22 protein-coding genes are annotated in these 24,163 nt (G+C 51.6%); 5 read left to right on the top strand and 17 right to left on the bottom strand.

Annotation, left to right across the window (positions count from 1 at the left end; genetic code table 11):
* Positions 1-15 precede the first annotated feature (15 nt).
* Positions 16-405, bottom strand: coding sequence for a DUF6515 family protein (locus tag ABD892_RS18420; protein WP_345197478.1), 390 nt, complete (start codon positions 403-405; stop codon positions 16-18).
* Between the two features lie 286 nt (positions 406-691).
* Between ABD892_RS18420 and ABD892_RS18415 the strand changes: the two genes are divergently transcribed.
* Positions 692-1,432 (top strand): endonuclease, encoded by a 741-nt coding sequence (locus tag ABD892_RS18415; protein ID WP_345197477.1) that lies wholly within the window; start codon positions 692-694, stop codon positions 1,430-1,432.
* 267 nt (positions 1,433-1,699) lie between these two features.
* Here the strand turns inward: ABD892_RS18415 and ABD892_RS18410 are convergent, their stop codons facing one another.
* On the bottom strand, positions 1,700-2,401 hold the full coding sequence (locus ABD892_RS18410; protein WP_345197475.1) for a DUF2726 domain-containing protein: 702 nt from the start codon (positions 2,399-2,401) through the stop codon (positions 1,700-1,702).
* Positions 2,402-2,492: 91 nt separating this feature from the next.
* Positions 2,493-2,786, bottom strand: a complete 294-nt coding sequence (locus ABD892_RS18405; protein WP_345197474.1) for a DUF167 family protein — start codon at positions 2,784-2,786, stop codon at positions 2,493-2,495.
* Positions 2,787-2,960: 174 nt separating this feature from the next.
* Here ABD892_RS18405 and ABD892_RS18400 point away from each other — a divergent pair, with 174 nt between their 5' ends.
* Entirely contained in the window at positions 2,961-3,908 is a 948-nt protein-coding gene (locus ABD892_RS18400) for a universal stress protein (RefSeq protein WP_345197473.1), read from the top strand.
* 1 nt (position 3,909) lies between these two features.
* Here the strand turns inward: ABD892_RS18400 and ABD892_RS18395 are convergent, their stop codons facing one another.
* Both ABD892_RS18395 and ABD892_RS18390 read right to left on the bottom strand, forming a co-directional pair.
* Entirely contained in the window at positions 3,910-5,037 is a 1,128-nt protein-coding gene (locus tag ABD892_RS18395) for an FAD-dependent oxidoreductase (protein WP_345197471.1), read from the bottom strand.
* Positions 5,034-7,457 (bottom strand): DNA topoisomerase, encoded by a 2,424-nt coding sequence (locus ABD892_RS18390; protein ID WP_345197470.1) that lies wholly within the window; start codon positions 7,455-7,457, stop codon positions 5,034-5,036. Before ABD892_RS18390 ends, ABD892_RS18395 begins: the two co-directional genes overlap by 4 nt.
* Before the next feature lie 143 nt (positions 7,458-7,600).
* Here ABD892_RS18390 and ABD892_RS18385 point away from each other — a divergent pair, with 143 nt between their 5' ends.
* Positions 7,601-8,425, top strand: a complete 825-nt coding sequence (locus tag ABD892_RS18385) for an alpha/beta fold hydrolase (protein ID WP_345197469.1) — start codon at positions 7,601-7,603, stop codon at positions 8,423-8,425.
* Positions 8,426-8,596: 171 nt separating this feature from the next.
* Positions 8,597-9,121: a general stress protein gene (locus tag ABD892_RS18380; protein ID WP_345197468.1), complete on the top strand. Its 525-nt coding sequence runs from the start codon at positions 8,597-8,599 to the stop codon at positions 9,119-9,121.
* Between the two features lie 51 nt (positions 9,122-9,172).
* Here the strand turns inward: ABD892_RS18380 and ABD892_RS18375 are convergent, their stop codons facing one another.
* From ABD892_RS18375 to ABD892_RS18330, 10 genes are all read right to left on the bottom strand, one after another.
* Positions 9,173-10,558, bottom strand: coding sequence for an ATP-binding protein (locus ABD892_RS18375; RefSeq protein ID WP_345197467.1), 1,386 nt, complete (start codon positions 10,556-10,558; stop codon positions 9,173-9,175).
* The gene (locus ABD892_RS18370) at positions 10,549-11,226 is read right to left on the bottom strand and encodes a response regulator (protein WP_345197465.1); all 678 of its coding nucleotides are present in this window, start codon (positions 11,224-11,226) and stop codon (positions 10,549-10,551) included. The genes ABD892_RS18375 and ABD892_RS18370 overlap by 10 nt, the downstream gene beginning before the upstream one ends.
* Positions 11,227-11,279: 53 nt before the next feature.
* A complete protein-coding gene (locus ABD892_RS18365) occupies positions 11,280-11,657 on the bottom strand; it encodes a hypothetical protein (protein WP_345197464.1) in 378 nt (125 codons plus the stop codon).
* Positions 11,658-11,833: 176 nt separating this feature from the next.
* On the bottom strand, positions 11,834-12,514 hold the full coding sequence (locus tag ABD892_RS18360; protein WP_345197463.1) for an outer membrane beta-barrel protein: 681 nt from the start codon (positions 12,512-12,514) through the stop codon (positions 11,834-11,836).
* A 177-nt stretch (positions 12,515-12,691) separates the two neighbouring features.
* Positions 12,692-13,618 (bottom strand): hypothetical protein, encoded by a 927-nt coding sequence (locus ABD892_RS18355; RefSeq protein ID WP_345197461.1) that lies wholly within the window; start codon positions 13,616-13,618, stop codon positions 12,692-12,694.
* A gap of 188 nt (positions 13,619-13,806) precedes the next feature.
* Positions 13,807-14,571 carry a hypothetical protein gene (locus ABD892_RS18350; protein WP_345197460.1) on the bottom strand — a complete coding sequence of 255 codons (765 nt, stop codon included), beginning with the start codon at positions 14,569-14,571 and terminating at the stop codon, positions 13,807-13,809.
* Positions 14,572-14,628: 57 nt separating this feature from the next.
* Positions 14,629-15,222, bottom strand: coding sequence for a glutamine amidotransferase-related protein (locus ABD892_RS18345; protein WP_345197458.1), 594 nt, complete (start codon positions 15,220-15,222; stop codon positions 14,629-14,631).
* 139 nt (positions 15,223-15,361) lie between these two features.
* On the bottom strand, positions 15,362-16,876 hold the full coding sequence (locus ABD892_RS18340) for a SpoVR family protein (RefSeq protein ID WP_345197457.1): 1,515 nt from the start codon (positions 16,874-16,876) through the stop codon (positions 15,362-15,364).
* Positions 16,873-18,156 carry a YeaH/YhbH family protein gene (locus ABD892_RS18335; protein ID WP_345197456.1) on the bottom strand — a complete coding sequence of 428 codons (1,284 nt, stop codon included), beginning with the start codon at positions 18,154-18,156 and terminating at the stop codon, positions 16,873-16,875. The genes ABD892_RS18340 and ABD892_RS18335 overlap by 4 nt, the downstream gene beginning before the upstream one ends.
* 81 nt (positions 18,157-18,237) lie before the next feature.
* A complete protein-coding gene (locus tag ABD892_RS18330) occupies positions 18,238-20,160 on the bottom strand; it encodes a PrkA family serine protein kinase (RefSeq protein WP_345197454.1) in 1,923 nt (640 codons plus the stop codon).
* Between the two features lie 624 nt (positions 20,161-20,784).
* Here ABD892_RS18330 and ABD892_RS18325 point away from each other — a divergent pair.
* Entirely contained in the window at positions 20,785-21,018 is a 234-nt protein-coding gene (locus ABD892_RS18325) for a hypothetical protein (RefSeq protein ID WP_345197453.1), read from the top strand.
* A 33-nt stretch (positions 21,019-21,051) separates the two neighbouring features.
* On the opposite strand, the gene ABD892_RS18320 is transcribed toward ABD892_RS18325, so the two are convergent.
* Positions 21,052-23,454, bottom strand: a complete 2,403-nt coding sequence (locus tag ABD892_RS18320) for an autotransporter outer membrane beta-barrel domain-containing protein (protein ID WP_345197452.1) — start codon at positions 23,452-23,454, stop codon at positions 21,052-21,054.
* 107 nt (positions 23,455-23,561) lie between these two features.
* Positions 23,562-24,074, bottom strand: a complete 513-nt coding sequence (locus ABD892_RS18315) for an ABC transporter permease (RefSeq protein WP_345197479.1) — start codon at positions 24,072-24,074, stop codon at positions 23,562-23,564.
* Between the last annotated feature and the right edge of the window lie 89 nt (positions 24,075-24,163).

Here is a 24,163-nt window from a genome sequence, read left to right as displayed (position 1 = left end):
GCTACTTGGCACCTTTCAAGTATGAACAGGAACTTGCCAAGGCAGCGTAAAAAAGTGTCCGGAAAACTCTTGCCAGATCACTTCATGCATACCAGGAGCAGGAGACGATACGGGCACCACAACAGTAGACGGTGGTTCGACCACAATATACGTATTCCCCTGACGCTGGTAATACACGTTGTCGGCCACGTAGTAGGTAACACCGGTAACCACCAGTGACCGCCAGCCAACGGGAAGAACTGCCACCCTCACACCAAGTGCGGGTCTGACCACTGGGGGTCCAGGGCGATAAGCAGGGTGCCGATGTCCAGGCCCCACACCGTGCATCGGTGCGGTATGAGCAATGCCTGAAATCCCAAAAAGTAACAACGGAACCACAAACAGCGACAAACGATGAAAATTCATGCTTTGATTCCTCTTTGAAACCTCTATGACACATCCCGTTTTGCAACGCAATCCATACTCTATAGGCATCATGATCAATGAATGCATGGGTAAGTTGTCATAACTGTATCAGGTTGTATCAAACTGCCTCTGCGTTGCTCCTGACGAAAAGCCAAGAAGCAATTTTTCATGTGTTTATTTTGATCAACCCTTTTTATTCATCTTGTTAATAACGTCAAATGTCTTTTATTGCCTGGTCAGTAATGGAAAAATACTGCCTGCCATATAAGACATAAGACGTTAAATAATGAGACGTTCCTTATTCGCAGTCGTGTTGCTGACACTACTGTCGCATTCCGCCTATGCCTACGTAAGCAATACCATCCAGCCTCCACAAACCTTTAGTCAGGCAAAGAAGGTGGCTGCCAGGTTATACGAGGACAACCCTTTCACTTTCTACTGCGGCTGCCCGCAATACCAACAGGGCAAAAAGCTGATACCCGACCTCAACGCCTGTGGCTATCAGGTTCGCAAACAGGAAAAACGCGCATCACGCGTAGAGTGGGAGCATGTGGTTCCCGCCTGGAACTTTGGCCACCAGCTGCAATGCTGGCAACAGGGAGGCCGCAAGAATTGCTCAAAGAAAAGCCAGCAATTTCGAACCATGGAAGCGGACTTACACAACCTGGTGCCAGCTGTTGGTGAGATCAACGGCGACCGCTCAAATTACCGCTTCAGCCTGTTGCCACAAACCCAGGGACAATATGGCCAGTGTGCCTTCAAGGTCGATTTCAAAGCAAGAAAGGCGGAGCCTCCACCGGCAACACGGGGCATGATCGCCAGAATTTACCTGTACATGGCCGATGAATACAAACTGCGACTAAGCCCGCAGGATCGTAAGCTATATGAAGCCTGGGACCGTACCTGGCCGGTGTCTGCGTGGGAAGAAGAACGGGACAAGCGAATAGGCCAGATTACCGGAAAGCGTAACCCTTACGTCGACAGACGCATAAAGGAAAACACGCTACTCTCAAACCGTTGGGAGTAGCCATCAACATAACCAGTAACGCTAAGGAAACTACATCATCCGATGCTTGTCACATTGAGATTTCAGTAATGGCCTCTCCATGGGGGAAACTCAAGCCTAGATTATGAAATTATGAATATCATACGGTGGCTGCACTTAGTCTATCGAACAAAGCGGGGAAGCCAGTCTGACCAACTTCGCATGTCTAAATAAGTCAGGATTATTCGAGCGTTTTAACAGGAGCAAGGAGAAGGCAGTTTCTAAACACGCTGAAACTACCTTGGACATCTAGTTGGATATTTTACCGGGAATCATAACCGCCGTGCGGCACTCAGGATAACTGCTGCAGATCCAGGCTTCACGCCCGGCATGCTTCCCTTGCTTCAGGGTATGACGCGCCATGCCGCCGCCACACTTGCCGCAAATCCGGGTTTCAGGCTGCTTCGGTTGTTCACTGACAGCCTTGCGTACGGAAGCAGAGCCGATCACTTCGCTACCCTGATTGCCGTGCTCAATACCCGTCGCGATATAAACATCATCCCGTAATGTCCGTACATCCAGCAGGCCACCTGTCTCATAGACCAGCAGCGGAAGGCCAGCCTTGTCAAACCAGACCCGCATCTGATCAATGCGCCGACGTCCTTTCTTGGTACTGCGATCCGCCAGCAGAATTGCGCAACGTGGCGCCAGTGAGCGACGTTCACACAACAGGATATCAACACGAGCCTTTCGAAAGCGTGCAGACATCGGTCGCTGCTGTTCATCGGTAAAGAGTATTTCACCCAGCACAGGATTTCGGAACAGACAGAAATGCTCCCTTACTGCCACATCCAGCAGGCCATAGAATGAACGTTCCGAACCATCAAAGAATGGTTTGCGAATATGCACGCCGGTGTCCCTGCGTATGCGCGAGACGACGGCCACTGCTAGGGTCGCCAACAGTGCGATACAAACGACAATAGCGATATAGGGGATTTGGGTTTCAATCATCATGCTATCCATTTCAGTGTCGTTTCCCAAGCTTTCGGTACATTATCCATAAAAACCGCACTGCTCATAAATAGTACAACAGTTTCTGTCGTTATTCGCCAGTCTCAATGCCCAGCGCTTCCGGCAGTGTAGCTGGCGCAATAATCCGGATACGCTTCTCCCGGCTCAACTCTCCCCCGATAATCTCAATATTCCGGCGCGAAACACCAAAGCATTTCGCCAGAAATTTCATCAGGTATACATTGGCTTTGCCTTCCACCGGCGGCGCCTTGATCCGGATTTTCAGGCTGTCGCCATGCAGTCCGGCAAACTCATCCTTACTGGCCCTGGGCTGCAAATGACAGGCTATCACAAGGTCTTTACCCTGCCAGCGATAAAACGACATACAACTTCTCCACTGACGAACATCACCGTTCCCTGTAGTATCGGTAAATAACCCGACCACTGAATACTATCAGAAAGCTAACCGGCACCAAGTCAGTATTCCGGTCATTGATGCCCGTCAACCCGAAACAGTGATGCAGTCACTACCATGAGAATAAACGGGGAGGAGAACCGAATGCAGGAATTCAGAAAAATTCTGGTCGCCATTACCAACGCCCATACCAGCAAGGCGGAACTGTCGCAAGCCATTACTCTGGCAGCCGACAACCAGGCAGAACTGACCTTCGTTAGCATTGTTCAGCCGGCCTGGTTTGAAAACCCATTGCTCTCACGGGATGACTTTCAGTCCTTCTGGGATGAACATCTGCTGGCCATCGCACAACCCGCCATGGACGCAGGCATATCAGTGACCACACGGCAGATCTGCGGCCATCCATTTCACGAAATAATCCGCTTGGTGGAAACCGAGGGATATGATCTTGTCGTCAAACTGGCGGAGCCGAGTGGCGTCTTTAACAGACGACAACTGACAGGCAATGACCTGAACCTGTTACGACGCTGCCCCTGCCCGGTCTGGATGATGCAGGATGAAAACAACACACAAACGTCACAGACGCCCGTCATTCTCGTCGCCCTCGACACCAGCACCGATACGCCGGAACAAATCGCCCTCAACCGAAAACTGCTGGCCTGCGCAGACCACCTGGCCCTGCAGGAAAAAGCCAGCCTGCATGTACTGCATGTCTGGGACCTCTATGGTGAAGATCGCCTTCAGGGGCCTTTCATCAATATGTCCCGCGAGCAGGTCAATGAACTGCTGAAGGAAACGGAAACCACCAACCAGGATCGTCTCAACGCCCTGGTCACCACCAACGGCATCGGTGATGCGGCACAATGCCACCTGGTAAGAGGCCGTGCATCCCACGAAATCCAGAAGCTGGCAGCATCCATCAAGGCTGACCTGATAATCATGGGCACAGCGGGACGAACCGGGCTGGCCGCCTTTGTTATTGGCAATACGGCAGAAAACGTCTTTGCCGGGGTCGATTGTTCCATTCTGGCCATCAAACCCGACGCCAAAAACCATCAGGACATCAGTATAGAAAAAGACACCAATAACTAGGTTACCGCAGAAACCCACGGGGAAACTGTTTCATGAAACGCTGGTCTAGCCAATGCTTCCAATGCCAGACCCAGCGTCCCGACACAGTGACAGCTCCCCGTGCCCCAATCGCACGACCATCCGCCATGTTAAGAAGTGCCAGGGACTGGCGTTGTGGCTTATAGGCGATAGTGCGTTTGCCCATCAGCAGATGTCGCAGGTTGACTTCCAGTACTGCGGCATGGCGAACGGCATAAACACCTGATTTCGGATGTGGTTGTGACGACAGCGTTGCTATATCACCGGCAGCAAAGACATTTGGATGACTGAGTGAGCGCAGGGCATTGTCCACCCGTACAAAGCCCTGTTCATCAAGCGAGAGGCCACTGCCCTGCAACCAGCCATCAGGTCGTGCCGAAGTACACAGCACTACTGCATTCAGGAATATTGTTTTACCCTGCCCGTTTTGCAAGCCACCCGGAACCAGAGACGCCTGAACATTTTCATGCAGCCGTATATTCCGAGCAACCAGTTGCTCACGGACATACTGTTGTACGGTGAGGGGATACCCGGACAATAATCCACCGGCTCCCACCAGATGGGTGGTAACACCGGGAAAGCGCTGACAGAGACGCTGCTCAAGCGCCAACGCCACTTCGGCACCTGCGGCCCCCAACCCCAGCACTCCAAGCGCAAAATACGGCAAGACCGGTAGCTGCACTTCAAGATCTTCCAACCATGACAGGAATTGCTTAACAGGTTTCACACCTATCACGGTCATACCCCGGTCAGACTGACCAAAACCCTCGGGACTCTGTGGCAATGAACCGGTGTTGATGGATAACCAGTCATAATGAAAACCTCGGCCGCCATCGATACTGAGAATGGCATTGTCAGCATCCAGTTTAACGGCATGCCCCTTAACAAACTCACACCCTGCAAGACGACACAGCTCCGCCAAATTGATATGCATTTCATTGGGCTGGTATTGCCCGGCAATCAATCCTGGCAACATGCCGGAATACGGGGTATATCGATCAGGCGACACCATCACCACCTGTGCATCAGGCAGGGGTTTACGGATCAACTGATGCAACAATAAGGCATGAGCATGGCCGCCCCCTGCGAGAACAATCGTTTTATTCGTCACCGTGCCCCCTTCCTCTGTTGCTTTGTTGCCTGTCGGGAACGGGTTGTCTGACCCGGTTTATTACCGGAGGTTTGCTGTTGTCGATTACCCAGCTGATTGTCGATAAAGACCCGGCATGCCTCAAAACTAGAGGTAATATCGTCTGACAAAGTCAACTGTCGCTCCTGCGCAAGTTTTCGGGCAAGCCCCAGCATTTTAGGTGTCGGTGCACGGTTCTGTGACGCCTGAGCCTGATGGGTATCAATAAACGTACTGCAGGCCCGCCGATCCGTCAGCGCATTATCGGGTAACGGCACACCCGCCTGCCGGCTGATACTACGCGCATAAGCCACCATTTTTGGTGTTGGCGTACCACTGCCGGAAAAACGCGTACGACTCTGGACACTGACTTTATCCGACAGCGAACCCTGCAATTCCTGCAACCAGTTCTCTAACCGGTCAATTTGCCGGTAAACAAAACGATCCCGCTTTTCACAGGCCAGGTTGTCATCATTCCGCAATTCGCACACCCGGGTCAGGTAATCCTCCCAGACAGCTGTCGTTTCAGCACTGGTCATCCAGACCGGTAGCCACTCCACCAGCGATTCACCACTGGCCGTTGACTCAAGACGACTGCCTTTACGCACAATGAATTTACGTGCCAGTAAGGTTTCAAGGATGGTACTTCGGGTCGCTGGCGTACCGATACCAGCACTTTCCCGCAGGATACGCCGCAGTTGCGGATCTTTGACAAAACGTCCCACCGTTTTCATTGCCTTGATCAATGTACGATCGGTGTAATACGCCGGTGGTCGTGTAGTGCGGGTCACGGTGTCCACCTGCTTCAAGGGTGCCGGCATCCCCTGCTGTGCCGCAACAATCGCCTGATAAGACGCTTCAGCCTGCTCATCATCACGACGAGGAAAAGCCTGCATCCAGCCTGGATCAACCACCTCGGTACGAGAAGCCGTAAAACGACTTGCCGCATGCCCCAGCATATCCGTCACCGGAACCTGAAATGCCAGTTTCTGCTCCCGCAGGCTGGCCGCGGGCCAAAGCGTCTGAATATAGCGCCTTGCCACAATGCGATACGCCATCTGCGCCTCACGGCTCATGGACGACAGATTGGCCGCTTTGCGGGTAGGAATGATGCCATAGTGTTCCATCGGCTTGCTGGTGAAGCAGGCTGGCTTCCTGGCGGGATAGCGTTGATGGTTTCCGTCGTGTATATCACGAGCCATCTGTGCCTGCCGGGAAAATTCAGGCAACTGCGTCAAGTGCTCAAGTACCGGATTGCGCTCATCAGGCGCATACAGTGAATCCGGTAACTCTGCATGTTCTGTTCTGGGGTACGTGACCAGTCCATCATTATAGAGTTTCTCCAGCACTTTCTGTGCAGCAGCAGCCGTCATACCGCAAACGTTGTGCATCTCCGCCTGGAACTCAGCCAGATCACACGGCAATGGAGGGTTACGCTGACTGTTGCGTTCTTTGTTCTGAATAACTGTTGCCTGATCGCCCGCCTGCAGCAACCGCTGCTTGAACGCCTGTACTTCGTGTTCGCCGGTGAACAATGGCGTGTCCAGCGGTTCCGGGTCGCCGTCTTTGGCAATACGACGACTGGGTTCCCAAGTGACACCGACGGGTGCAACATCCATGATCTCTGCCGTGACAGGGGGATGGTAACGAGCCTCTATCAACTGCGCAGAAACCGCAAAATGCCCGTTAATCAGGAAGTGATCTTTCGGCACAAAATTCCGGATTTCACGACAACGCTCTACCACCAGTGCCAGCGTGGGCGTCTGCACCCGTCCGACCGAAACAACTGATTCACGTCCTCCACCTTGTCCCAGGTTCGGCCCCATGGCGCCGCCCCGGGCATAAAAGGTCAGCGCTCGTACTGCGAACTGGTAGCTCCAGTCAGCCCTCGCCCGGGCCTCTGATGCCCGGAACCATGACTTCATTTCATCGCCGCCTTTCAGTCGCGCAAACGTGTTACGCACAGCCTGTCTGTCCAGCCCGTCCACCAGCCAGGCATGACGCACCGGGCCACAATAGCGACAGGCTTCCAGCAGATGCCAGGCAATGGCGGTGCCTTCACGGTCAGGGTCAGTGCTGACAATGACTTCGCTGGCCTGCCGGAGCTGATCCCGAATGACTTTGTAGTATTGCGCCGGTGTTTTCCCCCGACTGCTGCGGCGTGTCAGCCGCAGATCAAACTGGCGGGGGATCGGCAACAGGGTGGCAGGATTGTTCCAGGAGGCATCCGGCTTCAATTCCTGGGGTTCACGGATTTCCAGCAGGTGGCCAGACGCCCAGACCAGCGCTACCGGCTGCCCTTCCAGCGTACCGGTCGCCAGATCCTTCTGCATCCGCCAGCCCATAGCCGTCGCAATCTGCTGCGCCTGGTCACGCTTTTCCGCGATAATGGTGATGGTCACGGGGTTCCTTACAAGCACTGAGTCTTAATATAAGAGGGTATTTTATCCCGGCAGGGCGAACAATATAGAGTAAGGAACCGTGACGGGACACCTGTCCTCCCGTTAAACTGCCATCAAAAGGCCAATGACAATAATCTTCAACAATGCCGGCACTGCGTTTCTTTTTATTATCGTTCCTGGGCCTGTTGCTGACCGGGTGCTTATCACACCGTGATAACCTGATGGTGAACCATCTTTCATCTTCACTGGACGCCTACCCTGAGGTTTTGCAGACCCGCTACTTTCCTCTGCAAACACTCCAAGTGTTGTCGACACAAGGCCAGACGCTGCGGGTTTACATTGAAGGTGATGGGCATGCCTGGGCCAGTCGCCGCCGTCCTTCACTGGATCCAACACCCTATAACCTGATGCTTATCGACCTCATGCGTCGGGATAACTTTTCAGACCGTGTCTACCTAGCCCGTCCCTGCCAGTTTGTATCGAGTGAAAACTGCAAAATTCCAGTCTGGACCAGCCTGCGCTACAGCCAACCGATGGTGGATACACTTAACGAAGCCCTTGATCAGCTAAAAGCAAAAGGACCATATAGCAATATTGAGCTGATAGGTTTTTCCGGTGGGGGAACGCTTGCCCTGCTAATGGCTACCAGCAGAACCGATATCATTTCCATAAGAACTGTCGCAGGCAATCTGGATCCAGCATTTGTGAACCAGTTTCATAAGGTCAGCCCAATGCCTGACAGCCTCAATCCTATCGATTTTTCCAACAGGTTGGCGTCAATACCGCAGCTGCATTTTATTGGTGGAAAAGATACAGTGATTACGCCAGCAGTCTATGATCACTACCAGTCATCTTTCAGCAAACAATATTGTCTTTCACGTTATGTGAAACCCTCTGCAGGACACAACACGGGCTGGGAGCAATCCTGGCCGGAACTGCTTGAAATACCGGTTAAGTGTCGTCAATAAACTAACAACATAAACGCCAGACACGCACAGGAAGACATGATTCTGAACGTTTGACTCATCTACGAAATCATCTACTTTTTTAACTGCTTTTACTGCTTCCCAACGACTCTCCGGCAGAACCTTTTCTGCTAATAGCAGAGAGATCACCTTCTCTATCATCGGTACAACACCATGCAACTGCCCAAAACCTGTGTCGCGGTTTACAAAACCCATCATTCCGCCGATGACGCCGTTAAACGTCTGTCGAAAGCCGGCTTTGACATGAAAAAAATCTCGGTCGTCGGTAATGACTACCATACGGAAGAACATGTCGTCGGTTATTACAACACCGGTGACCGGATGAAAGCCTGGGGAAAAATGGGCGCCTTCTGGGGCGGTATCTGGGGCATTCTGTTTGGCGCGGCTTTTTTTGTGATTCCCGGTGTTGGCCCCATGGTGATTGCCGGACCACTGGTATCAGCCATTATCGGTGGACTGGAAGGGGCTGCCGTAGTGGGCGGCCTTTCAGCGCTGGGGGCAGGTCTCGCCAGCTTTGGTATTCCCAAAGACAGCATCGTACGCTATGAACAATCGCTTTCTGCTGGCAGCTTTCTGGTACTGCTGCATGGTACCGAGGAAGAAGTCGCTAAAGGGTCAAAACTGCTCATGGAAGTGACAGACAATGAAGCCGTCGATATTCACGAGAGAGACGAGTAAACAAGAATCGCTGCGGCTGGAACAATCAATGGTCAGCCGCAGAATTGTTGATCAGGGTAAAATCAGGCGAAACAACGCGCCCCCCATCGTCGAGGTATTGATTACCAGTTTACCGTCATAACTCTCCACGAGATCCAGTACGACAGCCAGACCGATACCCTGTCCAGGACTCAGGCAGTCAGCCCGAACGCCCCGTTGAAGCACCTGTTCACGCTGATCATTTGCAAGCCCGGCGCCATCATCCTCAATCACCAGCACCAGGTTGCCTGATTCCCTTCCATTGTTATCCACTGGCTGTACATAGCCACCGATTCGCACACGCTGCTGACAAAACTTGAAGGCGTTCTCCAGTAGATTACCCAGTATTTCCAGCAAGTCGTTTTCATCGCCATGGAAAAGGCAGGCGGCATCCAGGTTCACCTGCACCGACACCTGCTTGTCCCTGTAGACTTTATCAAGCGTACGACAAAGATCATGTACAAGAGGGGACACCTGTACAGCCTGACGCATCAGCCCCTTACGACCGGTGACTGCCCGGTGCAGGTGATACCCGATGATCTGGTTCATGCGATTGATCTGCTCCATCATCGATTGGCGCAGCTCGGGCATCGACTGTCGATCAGGCCCATCCTGAATCCCAAGGGTGTTTCCAACACTCTGTAACACCACCAACGGTGTTTTCAGACTATGGGCAAGATCATCCATAGTGGTGCGATAACGCTCCCGTTGCGTTTTTTCTGATAACAGCAGAGTGTTAATACTGCCGGTCAGACAGCGAACTTCGGATGGGAAATACCCGTCAAGCTGCTCTCGAGAACCCGATTCAATCTCCCGGATCTGCTGAATGACCCGGCGAAACGGCTTCAGCGACCACCAGAGTGCCAACCAGAACGTCGCGAGAATGACCAGAGAAACAACACCCATCCAGAGCAGCAGGTGGTTTTCAAAGACACTGATAATGTCGAAATAACGCTGGGCTGGCACAACTGTCACAAAGCTGTATCCCAGGGAATCCTGCCCCACCGGCACATCAATTTCGTAGATCAGGAATTCTTCCCCTTCCAGCTCCATGATGTTGAAGGTGACCCGTTTTTCCAGATTGAAATCCGGTACATAGGGTATGCCTTCCCCCATGGTGGAGATGGACTGCCAGACCAGTCTGCCATTTTCATCGTAAATATAACCACGCAGCTTTTCACCGGGTGTATTAAAGCGATTATCGGTCAACGTCTCAGGCATGATCAGATGACCGTTTTCTTCCCGCGCCGCCGCCGCCAGCATGGCGTTGGCATTGGCGGCCAGCTGTTCCCGGGCAGCTTTGTCGAGAGTGCTGTTGAACGAACTGAGTACGGCAGCCAGCACCAACCCCAAAAACAACAACAGCAAAGACGCAACAGCCAGCGTCATGCGCCCCTTGAGGGATTCAATCAGTGGCATGGCAGATCAAACCGGTAGCCCTGACCGCGCACGGTGACAATCGGGTTTATCCCCGAGTACTTTTCAAGTTTCTTACGTAGGCGGTTGATCAACACTTCCAGTACGTTGCTGTCCGCTCCGTGGTTATTACCGTAGATCTGATCTTCCAGAATCGTGCGCGATAACACTTTCTGGTGATTGCGCATCATGTATTCCATCAAAACATATTCATAGGCCGTCAATGACACCGGTTCATTGCTGACAAAAAATGTCTTGGTCAAACTGTTAATACTGAACGGCCCGACCTCAATCATCGGTTGTGAGAAACCCGCCGAACGCCGAACCAGCGCATTCAAACGGGCTTTCAACTCCTCCAGCTCAAACGGCTTGACCAGATAATCATCGGCTCCGGCATTAAGGCCATCGACCTTGTCACGCCAGTTACTTCTTGCCGTCAGGATAAGGATCGGCATGGCATTCCCCTCAGACCGAACCTGACGGATCAAATCCAGACCACTGATACCCGGCAGGCCAAGATCCACGATGGCAACGTCCGGGTGATAATCCATCAGGTAATGCCGGGCAGCTTCACCATCCGTTGCACCGAGCGTGCAGTGTCCATCATTTTCCAGCTGATAGCGCAGATGGTGCAGCAACAGTTCTTCATCTTCGACAACAAGTACATTCATGATCCGGCTCCGGCGATCAACAGCGTAATAATGATCGAGGTAAACACCGGGGTTTAACGGAACGGCATCTGCTTGCAGACGTAGTAAGTCGCCCTGGGCTTATCGTCATAGTTCAAGTCGATCACACCAAACAACAGCTTCTTGGGCGGGATATAGATATGGACATAATTAGCCCCCTTAGCTTCGGCGATCGATAACGTCTGCTCAGAATCCGCATAGAAACCGAGAAGCATACCGGTATCGGTATAGCGCTGAAGCAGGCTCTGCTCGAGCGTCTCATTATGCACCATACGGCACTCGGATACCGGCTCCGGTGGAAACTGGCCGATCAAGATCTCACGACCGGTTTCGGTATAACGGGTTTGCGTCGTCAGTTTGGCGCAGCCGGCAAACAACAATGTCACCGATAAAACGACTAATAATTTTTTCATGGTGTTACCTTGGAAAGTCTGTCTATGTTGTGGAGTACAAAGGGAAATGCATCGCAACCGGCATCGGACATTCTGTTGTATCGGATTTCATCGCCAAACGCGGTTCATTTCTATTATAACCCTGTCGTCCGAGATCAGGCCGTTAAACGACCTGATCCAAAACAACAACCCAAAGATCAGAAGTGGTAGTTAATGGCCAGATAAGTCAGTTTCTGGTCTTTAAGCTTGAACTTATACTGATCACCGTCGACGTTGAATTTCACTGAGTTGTTCATCTTGGTATAGCGATAGCCCAGCTCTGCAGAAAAATGCTCACCGAGTTCTTGAATCAGACCCAGCTGAACACCGTACACCAAGGCGTTGTCTTTCTTGGATCCTTTCTCAGACTGTGCAGAATTTGACACCTGATACGCACCTTTGAATTCTGCTTCCATCTGGTTCATGCCCAATGTACCACCAACAAAATATTTGGTTGTCTGCATACTGAACAAGTTATCCACATAGTCGGCAGAGAAACTGAATTCGCGATTTTCTACTTTGTAGGTTTCCTTATAGCTTATGCCCGGGAGAGCACCGCTTTCACTGGCTTTTACGCTACCGGTACCCAATGTGGCATAAACCCGGACATTTTCGTTCAGGTATTGGCCAAGTCTCAGCGCACCAAAACCAGGATCATCCAGTTTGCCGGCAACATTTCGATCACTTGGATACGTGGCTTTTTCGCCACCTTCCTTCACGGAGATATCTTGCTTGACAGTACCGATGGCGGCACCGGCAAACCAGTCACCGGCCATTGCAGAAGAAGAGGCTGCTATACAGGCTGCAGCTAGAACACTTGCTGTAAACGGTTTAAACATGTTTCCTGGCCCCGGATTACTATCTTATTTGATATATGTTGAAAAACGGGCGCAGTATGTTGAGTGAAACCTTAATGGTTCCTTAACGAAAAAAACGCATACTTTGTAAGGACAAAAGGGAACGAATGTTCCCTTGAAAAGCTCTTATTTATGATCGATTAGTCGGCTACAACGGCATTACTGGGCAGGTACAAAGCGAATCATCTGCCCGTCACGGTTGCGCACCAGGGCGGTTGAGAAATCTTCCGAATCACTGTAACCCACAGCCCATACACTGCCCGTCAGTGCGGGATCCGCATGAATGGCCCCCATCCGGGAATAGACAGCCTTACCATAAGGGATTCTGAATCCCGTCAGATGATAGATAGTCTTACCTGATGCATTAACACCGGCCGCTTTTGCCAGCAGATAAAAACCGCCAGCATCTTCCGACAAGGGCTGGTGCCAATGTGGACGATCACGATGGTATTCAAGGTAAAAGCCTTTGCCCTTATCTGTCATAAGAAAGTTGTCCACATAATAGTTTCCCAACTGCATTTTCCAGATAGGGTAACTGTCGTTAGGAAATATAACTTGACTCCCGGCATTGACCAGTGTCGCCCCATAATACAACAGAGCATGATCCTCAGCGTCGACAACAGGTATCGTGATGGTTGTATCAGCGCTATCAACAGTAAGAATGACATTGTCACCCAGAATATTTTCATTACCACCGATATCAGTCTGATCATTAATCCAGTCAGCGGTAATATCTGCGTGATGTGGTGCATCTACATTGTCGCTGTTTGCTGAAACATAATTTTCCAGATTGATAGCATCCTCTGTGCATATTGCTTCCGTCAAACCCGTCTTAGGAGACACTGAGTAGCATGCCGTATTTTTTACATTCTGGTGCAACCCCAGAGCCGTCATATTGGAATCAGGCTGACTCCCCTGACGGTCAACCATCATATTGTCTACCCACTGCAAGCAGGTGTTTAATGTTTCAGCAATGATGGAATGATTGGATTCAAACGCGACATCATCGGTTACCAGAACGGTGGCATGAGCGATGGAAACAGATAAAAAGAGTAAAAGAAAAGCAGGCATATTTTTTAACTTCATACAATCAACCTCAATGATTCAGACCAAAGCATTCGCCGTATCAAACAACGACAGACTGTTGGACAGCATTCACCAAGGTGAGTTCAGGCAGGCATTAAAATAATTGGGATGGATTAACAGGAAAAATCCAAGATTGAATTAAAAGAATTTCATATGAACACTGTTTTTCTGTGTAGCAACAGGTTTACTCATTGATCATTGTCTCTATTCTCATCTTTGTCTGACGGCTGTTGGTTGACTTTCTTTTCCTTATTCTTTTTCTTTGAGCTCTTTCCACTCATGCGATAGCTATCAATCGTTAACAGGCAATCTTTACTGGCAATGGCTGTGGTCGTGGTGGTTGCACGTTTTTTTGCCGCCGCATGAAAAGAACCTGGTGCGGCACGACCTGTCCGCTCCTTCTGCATTTTTGCCTTGGCTTTCTCGACTTTATCCGTCACCGCTTTCTTATGTTTCTTATGGCCTAACTCCTTCTCTTCAATCTGGGAGATATACTTGGCCATAGCGCTCGACGCTGCCTTCAGATCATATTCTCCCATTTCCATTTTGGTCAGCTTTATTTTGGTTTTCACCTGACGATTCGACAGGCTTTTGATAATGACAGAATCATCCTTATTACTTTTACTGGCTAATTTATGACTCACCAGAAACAGATTGATGGTCTTTTTATCTGCTCCGGGAAGGATCGTCTGAATACTTTTATAAAATTGTGCGTCAGCTTCCTTGCCATGGGATTTAAATAAAGTACTCAACAATTGCTTGATTTGTCGACTGCTCAAATCCAGCGCCTGACCGGAGGCCTTACCACCCTTGTCCCCCAGCTGACTGGTGCCACCATCCGATGATTTAACGGCATAGCCTTTCCTGCTACCTTCCTCTGCGGACGGTTTGGCTGGCATTGCAGAATCTTTATAACTGGAGGAATTACTGACTCCGACACCTTTTACGCTCATTCTCACCCCGTGTTCCAGAAAACCGTTATTTTTTCAGCATAGCAATTCGCTCATCCCTCAATGAGGCTGATGATGGAACGCTGCAACAATTCGGGCAAAGTTCCGAAACAGCAGGTTTCCCGATGTTCCGGATATCTCCGGATGAAACTGCACCCCAAACTGTCTGTCGGCAGGACAGGCCATAATCTCAACGTCATAGTGAGCAGACCGACCTAACAATCGGAAGTCTTCTGGTAAAGTCACGCCCTCACAATGATCCGTGCCAAAATCGACATTGCTATCAAGATCAGTCAGAAGCGGATGCTGGTTATCAAGCAAATCCACCGTTTCACGCTGACGGCGCTCTTGTCCGAGGTACACATCCGCACCATGCCGCAGGGCTATGGCCTGATGCCCCAGGCAGATGCCCAGTACCGGCACCGTCAGGTGGTCAATGAAGGCAAATTGCTCCAGAAGTGTGTGATGCGTCGCGGAATCGGTAAATAGGCGCGCGCCACCGGATATGACGACCGCTTCTGACTGGCATCTGAAGTCATGCTCATTCGCCTGGTCCAGCAGGACGCACTCCGCCGTGATACCCAGGTTTTTAAGGGTTTCTACAATGTCCGGTACTTTCTGACTGTTGCAGTCAATGACAGTCCATGCGCACATAGCTCCACAACGCCCCCTGACGACATGCGATTTTTTGCATTCTATAACAGTCTAGACCGCCAATATCCCTGCAGGTTCCCGACCATCACCCACAAAAAAGCCGGGACAAGCCCGGCAAAAACCTCAGACCCCGACTGAATCAGGCCGCTTTATGCGAATCTGACTCCGGTTGCGGGTAGGTGGCGAGGATTTCGTCACCGTCGACGGATTCCAGCTTCACATCAAACCCCCAGAGAGACTGCACGTGTTTTACCACTTCCCGGGTGCTGCGCTGGTCCAGCGGCTGGCGGTTATGCATGAAATGCCGTAATTGCATGGAACGGTCACCCTTCACATCCACGCTGTAGACCTGGATGTTGGGCTCGATGTTGCCCAGGTTATATTGGGCCGCCAGGGTTTCCCGCAGCTGCCGGTAGCCTGGCTCGTTATGGATCGCACCGACCTCCAGGTAAGGGTTGGTATCATTATCCGTAATGGAGAACAAACGCAGATCCCGCATCACCTTCGGCGACAGGTACTGGAGGATGAAACTCTCATCCTTGAAGTTCTCCATCGCGTAATGGACAATTTCCAGCCAGTTGTCGCAGCCGGCAAAATCCGGGAACCACTGACGATCCTCGTCGGTCGGGTTCTGGCAGATACGACGGATATCCTGAAACATCGCAAAGCCCAGTGCGTACGGATTGATGCCGCTGTAATACGGACTGTCATACCCGGGCTGGAACACCACGTTGGTGTGCGACTTCAGAAACTCCATGATCGCACCTTCGGTGATCAACCCTTCGTTGTACAGGTCATTCATGATGTTGTAGTGCCAGAACGTTGCCCAGCCCTCATTCATGACCTTGGTCTGCTTCTGGGGATAGAAGTACTGTCCCAGCTTGCGCACGATGCGGATGATCTCCCGCTGCCAGGTTTCCAGCAACGGTGAGTGTTTCTCAATGAAGTAGAGGATGTTCTCTTCCGGATGTGCCGGGAACCGTTCCTCTTGCTTTTTCTCTTCACGGAAGGTTTTCGGAATGGTGGACCAGATATCGTTCAGTGTCTGCTGGATATAGACTTCCCTATCCTTCTGACGATTCTTTTCCTCTTCCGCTGACAACGGACGCGGACGCTTATACCGGTTAACGCCGTGGCTCTGCAGCGCATGACAGGCGTCCAGCAAATCTTCCACCGCATCAATACCGTAACGTTCTTCGCACTCAGAAATATAGCGCTTGGCGAACAGCAGGTAGTCGATGATGGAATCAGCATCCGTCCAGGTTTTGAACAGATAGTTCCCCTTGAAGAAGGAGTTATGGCCGTAGCAGGCGTGGGCGATAACCAGCGCCTGCATAGTCATAGAGTTCTCTTCCATCAGATAGGAGATACAGGGATTGGAGTTAATGACAATCTCATACGCCAATCCCATCTGGCCACGCTGGTAGTTGGCCTGGTTGCTCAGGAAATGTTTTCCGTAAGACCAGTGGCTGTACATCAGCGGCATGCCGGTGGACGCATACGCGTCCAGCATCTGCTCGGAGCGGATCACCTCGATCTGGTTCGGATAGGTGTCCAGCTTGTAGCCTTCAGCAATACGGGCAATTTCCTTGTCGTATTTGTCGAGTAACTCGAAGGTCCACTCGGGACCGGTCGAGAGAGGTTCTTTTCTCATGCGGTAGCCTCCCGCTTCTCGAACAGCTCACGGAATACCGGATAGATATCTTTCGCCGAACGGATATGCGACATGGCAAACTGGCCTTCATAGTCGCTTTCCACCGACCGGTACTCATGCCACAGGTTCTGGTGGTGGCGATCCGTGATTTCGATATAGGCGAAATACTGGACCAGCGGCAACAGGCTCTCCCGGATCAGCTTAGTGCACTTGGGCGTATCCGCTTCCCAGTTGTCACCGTCTGAGGCCTGAGCCACATAAATGTTCCAGTCTTTCGGGTTGTAACGTTCTTCGATGATTTCGCTGGTCAACGACAACGCGGATGACACAACAGTACCGCCGGTTTCACGGGCATAGAAGAAATCATGCTCATCACATTCCCGGGCTTCGGCATGGTGGCGGATAAAGACGACATCCACCGCCTTGTAGTTCTTCTGCAGGAACATATACAGCAGGAAGAAAAACTTCTTCGCCATATCCTTGATGTCGCGGGTCATGGAGCCAGAAACGTCCATTACGCAGAACATCACCGCCTTGCTCGACGGCATGGGCACCCGGATCAGGTTGTTGAACTTCAAGTCAAAGTCATCAATGAACGGCAGCCGCTTGAGTTTGCCATTCAGTTCGGCAATACGATCACGCAGTGCCTGCGCGCGAGTTGCATCCGTGTTCTCCGGACTGACCTCCATCTCGCGCAGTTCACGTTTGAGCGCACGAACCTCACGACGATCCTTGCCTCCCAGGGCAATCCGACGGGCATGGGCGCTGCGCAGTGAACGCACCACATTCAGCCGGTCTGGCGAACCTGCACTGGTAAAGCCAGCCCTACGGGTCTGGAATTCATTGCTGTCCTTCAGATCCTTTCGAACCATGTTGGGCAGTTCCAGGTCATCAAACAGGAACTCAAGGAATTCATCCCGGTTGATCTGGAATTCGAAGTCATCCATACCGCCGCCGCCATCGCTGGCTTCGCCGTCGCCGGAAGCAGAACCCCCCTGCTTCTCCGGACGCTTGAAGCGGTCGCCGGTATCAAATTCCTTGTTACCCGGGTGCACCTGTTCACGGTGTCCACCCTGGCCATGATGAAAAAACGGTTCCGACAAATCCTTGTTGGAAATACTGATTTTCTCGCCGCTCTCGGTATCAGTGATAGAGCGGTTATTAACGGCGTCATTCACAGCGCGGCGTATATGGCGGCGATAGCGACGCATGAAACGCTCACGGTTCACCGTGCTTTTGCCTTTGCTGTTCAGGCGCCGGTCGATAACGATACTGGTCATAATACGGCCCCGTGCGAAGTAGAGAGAATGCGGTAACACGGTGACGTGAGACGCAGGTCGTCCCACGTCACGTGTCAGGCATTACTGGGACTTGCGCACGCGGATATACCATTCACAGAGCAGGCGGACCTGCTTCTCGGTATACCCGTGTTCCATCATCCGTGACACGAAGTCGTTGTGCTTACGCTGCTCGTCCTGGCTGCCCTTCGCATTGAAGGAGATCACCGGCAGCAGGTCTTCAGTGTTGGAGAACATCTTCTTCTCGATCACTGAACGCATCTTCTCGTAGCTGAGCCAGCTTGGGTTCTTGCCTTCGTTGTTGGCGCGGGCGCGCAACACGAAGTTCACCACCTCGTTACGGAAGTCTTTCGGATTGGCGATGCCAGCCGGCTTCTCGATCTTCTCCAGCTCATCGTTGAGTGAAGAGCGGTCGAGGATGTGGCCGGTATCCGGATCACGGTATTCCTGATCCTGGATCCAGAAGTCTGCATAGGTGATGTAACGGTCAAAGATGTTCTGACCATACTCGGAGTAAGACTCCAGGTACGCGGTCTGGATTTCCTTGCCCAGGAACTCGATGTACTTAGGCGCAATGAATTCCTTCAGGAAGCGGACATAACGCTCGGAAGCTTCCTGCGGGAACTGGGCCTGTTCGATCTGCTGCTCAACCACATAGAGCAGGTGAACCGGGTTGGCCGCCACTTCACTCGGGTCAAAGTTGAACACCTTGGACAGGATCTTGAAGGCAAAACGGGTGGACAAACCATCCATGCCCTCGTCGACACCGGCTACGTCCTTGTACTCCTGCAGAGACTTGGCGTTCGGATCGGTATCCTTCAGGCTCTCACCGTCGTAAATCCGCATCTTGGAGAAGACGTTGGAGTTTTCCGGCTCCTTGATACGGGACAGCACGATGAACTGGGCGAGCATGCGCAGGGTGTCCGGTGCGCAAGGCGCAGAGCGCAGCGAGCTGTGCTCGAGCAGTTTCTCGTAGATTCGGATCTCTTCATCAACCCGCAAGCAGTAAGGCACCTTGACGATATTGACACGGTCAATGAAGGCTTCGTTGGTCTTGTTGTTACGGAAGGTCTGCCATTCTGACTCGTTGGAGTGAGCCAGCAGAATACCTTCGAACGGAATCGCGCCCAGGCCTTCAGTACTGTTGTAGTTACCTTCTTGCGTTGCTGTCAGCAGTGGGTGCAGGACCTTGATCGGCGCCTTGAACATCTCGACGAATTCCATCATGCCCTGGTTGGCACGGCACAATGCGCCGGAGAAGCTGTATGCATCCGGATCATCCTGGGAATACTCTTCCAGCTGACGGATATCGACTTTACCCACAAGGCTGGAGATGTCCTGGTTGTTCTCATCACCGGGTTCGGTCTTGGCCACCGCCACCTGGTTCAAGATGCTCGGATACAATTTCACGACACGGAATTTGGTGATGTCACCACCGTACTCGTGCAGGCGTTTCACCGCCCAGGGAGACATGATGTGCCGCAGGTAGCGACCAGGAATACCGTACTCTTCCTTCAGAATGGCGCCGTCTTCAGCGGAGTCGAACAGACCCAGCGGCGATTCAAACACCGGCGACCCTTTGATGGCATAGAACGGCACCTGTTGCATCAATTGCTTGAGGCGCTCAGCCAGGGAGGATTTACCCCCACCGACGGGACCCAGGAGATAGAGAATCTGCTTCTTCTCTTCCAGCCCCTGCGCTGCATGGCGGAAATAGGAAACAATCTGCTGGATCGCCTCTTCCATGCCATAGAATTCTTCAAACGCCTTGTAGCGCTTGATGATCTTGTTGGAAAAAATACGACTTAAACGAGGGTCGCGGGAGGTATCTACCAGCTCCGGCTCCCCAATGGCCATCAGCATGCGTTCTGCTGCACTGGCGTAAGCTCCGGGGTCGTTCTTACAGAGTTCCAGATACTCCTGCAGGCTCATCTCTTCCTGAGCCGTGGAGTCATAACGATCCTGGAAATGTTGGAATATTGACATACTCACCACCCGTCTTTCCTGAATGAATCTCTGGTTTTTATTAAACCGGATATGTACGACGTGCCGAGCGTGCGTCTAACCCCTCTCCAAACCTGTTATCTATCCTATCTGCGCGCTGTAACCCGACAGTCTGTTTCACGCCATGGTTGGGCTTCGCCGTCCCCTCTTCCATGGCATACCGTTTTGTTTTTTCAGCGACATCGCTTGTGGTTGTTATTCGATGTCACTTTCAAGGTTAGGGAAAACGCCCTCGGAAAAACAGTCTGTTTCTTAAGGATTTTCTGTGGGATACTGGTGGAATTGTGATCGTTGCCACAGCGAACAAAAGCATATTTTGATTACCCCTTCATCCTGAAAATCATCTTTTATTTGTACTTTCCTGCTAAGCCACTTCATCCATAGAAACAATACGCTATCTTCTTAAATAGCAAGTTGAGTGAATGTATCTGCCTCTCTAAAACCATGTGAAGCCATCTCCCTTCCTCTCTTAATTCGCAACAGGACTGCAACACTAAACGCCAGCGCATAGGTCAGTGAAACTGACAAGCTGGTCATGGCATTACCCCTACAGACCGTGGACTATTTACGCTCACTCAAACAGCTGAATTGGAGAGTGTTGTGAGCATGAATGATCCAGACAGTGCCTCTATCAGTGGATCAACCCTGATTGCCAAAATGAAGAAGGAACTGTCAGAAATCCGCATTAGCCTGCTGGAGGCCGCCACTGACTATCTAACCTCCATGACCGAGCTTACAGAATACGAAGACAACAAAAACGACTCGCAAAACGCAACAGCACCGTCATCAGAGCACAAAGCTCAAGCGAACAACTGCGATACGCAGGACATAACCGAATGACTTGCAATATTGGTAAAGAACGGTGGCTATACATCAGAAAGTCCAGGTGATCTCACCACTTAACTGTTGTGAGAATGTATGCCTGGATTTACTCATCCCATAACGCACCGCACTGTTCATGTTTTTTCCAATCACCTGCATGCCAACATTCGCCTCCGTGCGATATTTGTCCCTGCGAGCACCGGATTGCCTGACCTTGAAGGTCGGCTGATCATTGCGCCATACGGTGACCGGTAGCTCCCGGTCTCCCCATGATGGAGTGAAACGAACACCCACTTCCGGTATCACTGCAATATTTGATGTATGGGTCGAGAAGAAGTCTCTGCCTCTTGCTGACAAGCCAAGAGGAAGCTCCCAATACGTTTCAGTGCTACAACCATTGCCGTATACCTGCCCGGTTCTCTGCTCCAGCACCCGGCCACGGCGCTGACGAGTATGCCAGTACGATAAACCTGCGCTGGGCATGAGAATCCATACATCCAATGGCACAGACCACACCCATGCAGCCTGTCCTCCCCAAATGTCAATCTCACTGTCAGATGTCAACCGGGATTCATCACTGTACTGGCGTAAATTGTGATCCGAATGCAGAAAGACCAGTCTCGCTGTCACCAGTACCGAATTTAACGCAGTGCTACCAAACAGCGTACCACCTCGATAATCGGCGTGACTGCGGGTTTCCGGAATATCACCTCGTGAATCAATATCGCCGTTACCCGCAAAGATACCGATTCCCCAGCGATGGTTATCCATGACCTGCGCCAACCCAATCGCCAGCCCCCGTAGATTGGCCTTGTAACCTACATCCCTGCTATCAAGGTCAAGGTGGCTGGCGCGAGTGTGTTCATAAAACGGAAATAGCCAAGGGAAAAACCCGGGGTTCGTGATCGCCGGACAACCGCCACTCACATTGTCCATTTGCCAGGCATTCCGCACGTAATAACAATCCGTTGCCGCGGGTATCTCTGTGAGCAAACGCGATGCCAGACTCTGGTCAATCATCGCTACCGGCAGTAATCGCGATAGCGCCGCGTTCTCAGGCAACGCAGTCACAGGCTGAGGAGGAGGAAGTGGAGGTGGCAATGGATCAGGCTCTGGCAGCGGTAAATCATGGGACAATGTGCCATAAAGATAGGCGTCACTCCCCTCACTCTGTTGACGTAACGTGAGCGAATAGTTGCTCTGGTCAGTCACAGCTGTCAGGTTGGAAATATCCAGCGACAAGGGGCTGTCTGTAATATCTTTTTTCACTAGCAGGTAAGTGGCCTGTTCACCTTCCCCCATCAAGGTCTCAACATGGCCTAACAGGGTTCCATGACCCTGGATGGAAAAACTACCATCACGTGCAATATTCAGAGGCGCCACAGGTGAACCACTGTCCATCCTGTTGGCTGCCGCCAACGGTAATTCCCATATTCCGCCATTCACGAAATCCAGTAACAACGACCCACCGCCACCAATCGTTGAACCAATACCGGTTGTCCATTTCGCATCCGGTTGATGGAAGTGCAATCTGAATGTGCCTTTGTTTGTCGCTTCTACCAGCTGGCTGTTGATGTGTGAGCCTGCACCAAGATCCAGAATCAGCTGGTTGTATTCCCCCTGGATACTGATTTTGCCATCAATTTTGATAACCTGGGGATTAGGCTGTTGTGCATCAAAGCTTTGGCGCGTCGTCATGGACATGGCAACGGCCGGATCGTCAGCCACCGGCCTAAGCGGTGATGGCGGAAAAACATATTGAGAAGAACCCAGCGTCTGGATCGCGTAGGCATTCTCACTGGCAGAGACCGTTAGCGCATTATGGATATAAATAATGCTGTTCCAGCCAATGATCGCTGTGGCATCTGATCCACTGGCCTGAATATTCGTCGGCCCATTCAGGGTAACAACACCAGGCTCCCCAATATGTTTGACAAAAAGACCCTGGGCATATTCACCCTCGTTTTCTATTGTTAAAGCACCGTCAATTGTCACCCGGCCGGGTTGTGCGCTCACTGCCGTCGAGTAATCGCCATTGTTTGTGATCGAAACGGGCCCTTTCAAATCAACGCCAGCTCCTACCCAGGTTGAAATCCCCTGAACACCCACCTCTTGTCCCACTATGGTTACAGGCCCTGTCAGAGTGATCTTCCCCCCGCTTTCCGCCTGCATGCCAATTAAATCCGGCTTAAGCAAATGAATGGACAGGCTCTCCAGCGAGCCCTCGATGCGCCCGTCATTCTCGGCCTGCAACGCAGAAGAACCACTCTGACCAGAGGCATAGTTCATCGTAATATTGCCAGAGAGTGTCACAGTATTTCCGGCATCTTGCGCAATAATACTGTCGGTATAGGTGCCCGATGAATAAGCTGTGCAGTGACCGTTAATGGCCACCGCGCTTAACAGGAATAGAAGGACATGTGTAAAGAACGGGGCCAGAGAATGACGCCCCACCCTAAATAAGAGACCTTTAGGCATTACTCATCGAACGCTCTGATGACAGCGTTCGATGAGTGTAGTTTATCGCACTAACGGTGCGACCGTTGACGCCAGCCTCGCCATTAATCCGGTTCTTTGCGTTGAACAAAAACACTTAGCAATGCCAACCCACCGGAAGCCACCATCAGTAAAAGGGATACTGCATTCAATACCGGTGTGGAACCTTCCCGCATCCGGTCAAACATGGTGATGGTCAGGGGTGCATCACTGCCAACAAGCACCAACGTCGTATTAAAGTTTTCAAACGACATCAGGAAAGCGACGATAGCCGCACCAATCAACGCCGGCCGCAACCAGGGCAATGTGATAGTCCACAGCACATCAAAACGGCTGGCGCCTAGATTCAGTGCCGCCTCCTCCAGGGCCGGGTCAAACTTGCGCAAGCGGGCAGAGATAATCAACGTGCAAATCGTCGAAATAAACGAGAACTGCCCTAATACAATCAGCAACAGCCCGGGACGCAGGAAGTTCAGATCCCAGCCCCAAAGATCCTCTGCCCCATTGGCAATATTGCTGCTGAATACCAACACTGAGATCCCGAGAATAACGCCGGGAATCACCAGCGGAATCAACATCAAGGTATAGACCTTAAATCCCGCTTAACCTTGGGAATGTGAGCAAGCTGGCCGTACTTTTGGCAACAGAGTACAGTTTTTGCACAAAA

Origin of the sequence: Kistimonas scapharcae (assembly GCF_039540975.1) — a bacterium.
Taxonomy (GTDB): Bacteria; Pseudomonadota; Gammaproteobacteria; order Pseudomonadales; family Endozoicomonadaceae; genus Kistimonas; species Kistimonas scapharcae.
Note: the sequence above shows the minus strand (reverse complement) of the source record. Positions and strands in the feature narration are given on the sequence as shown.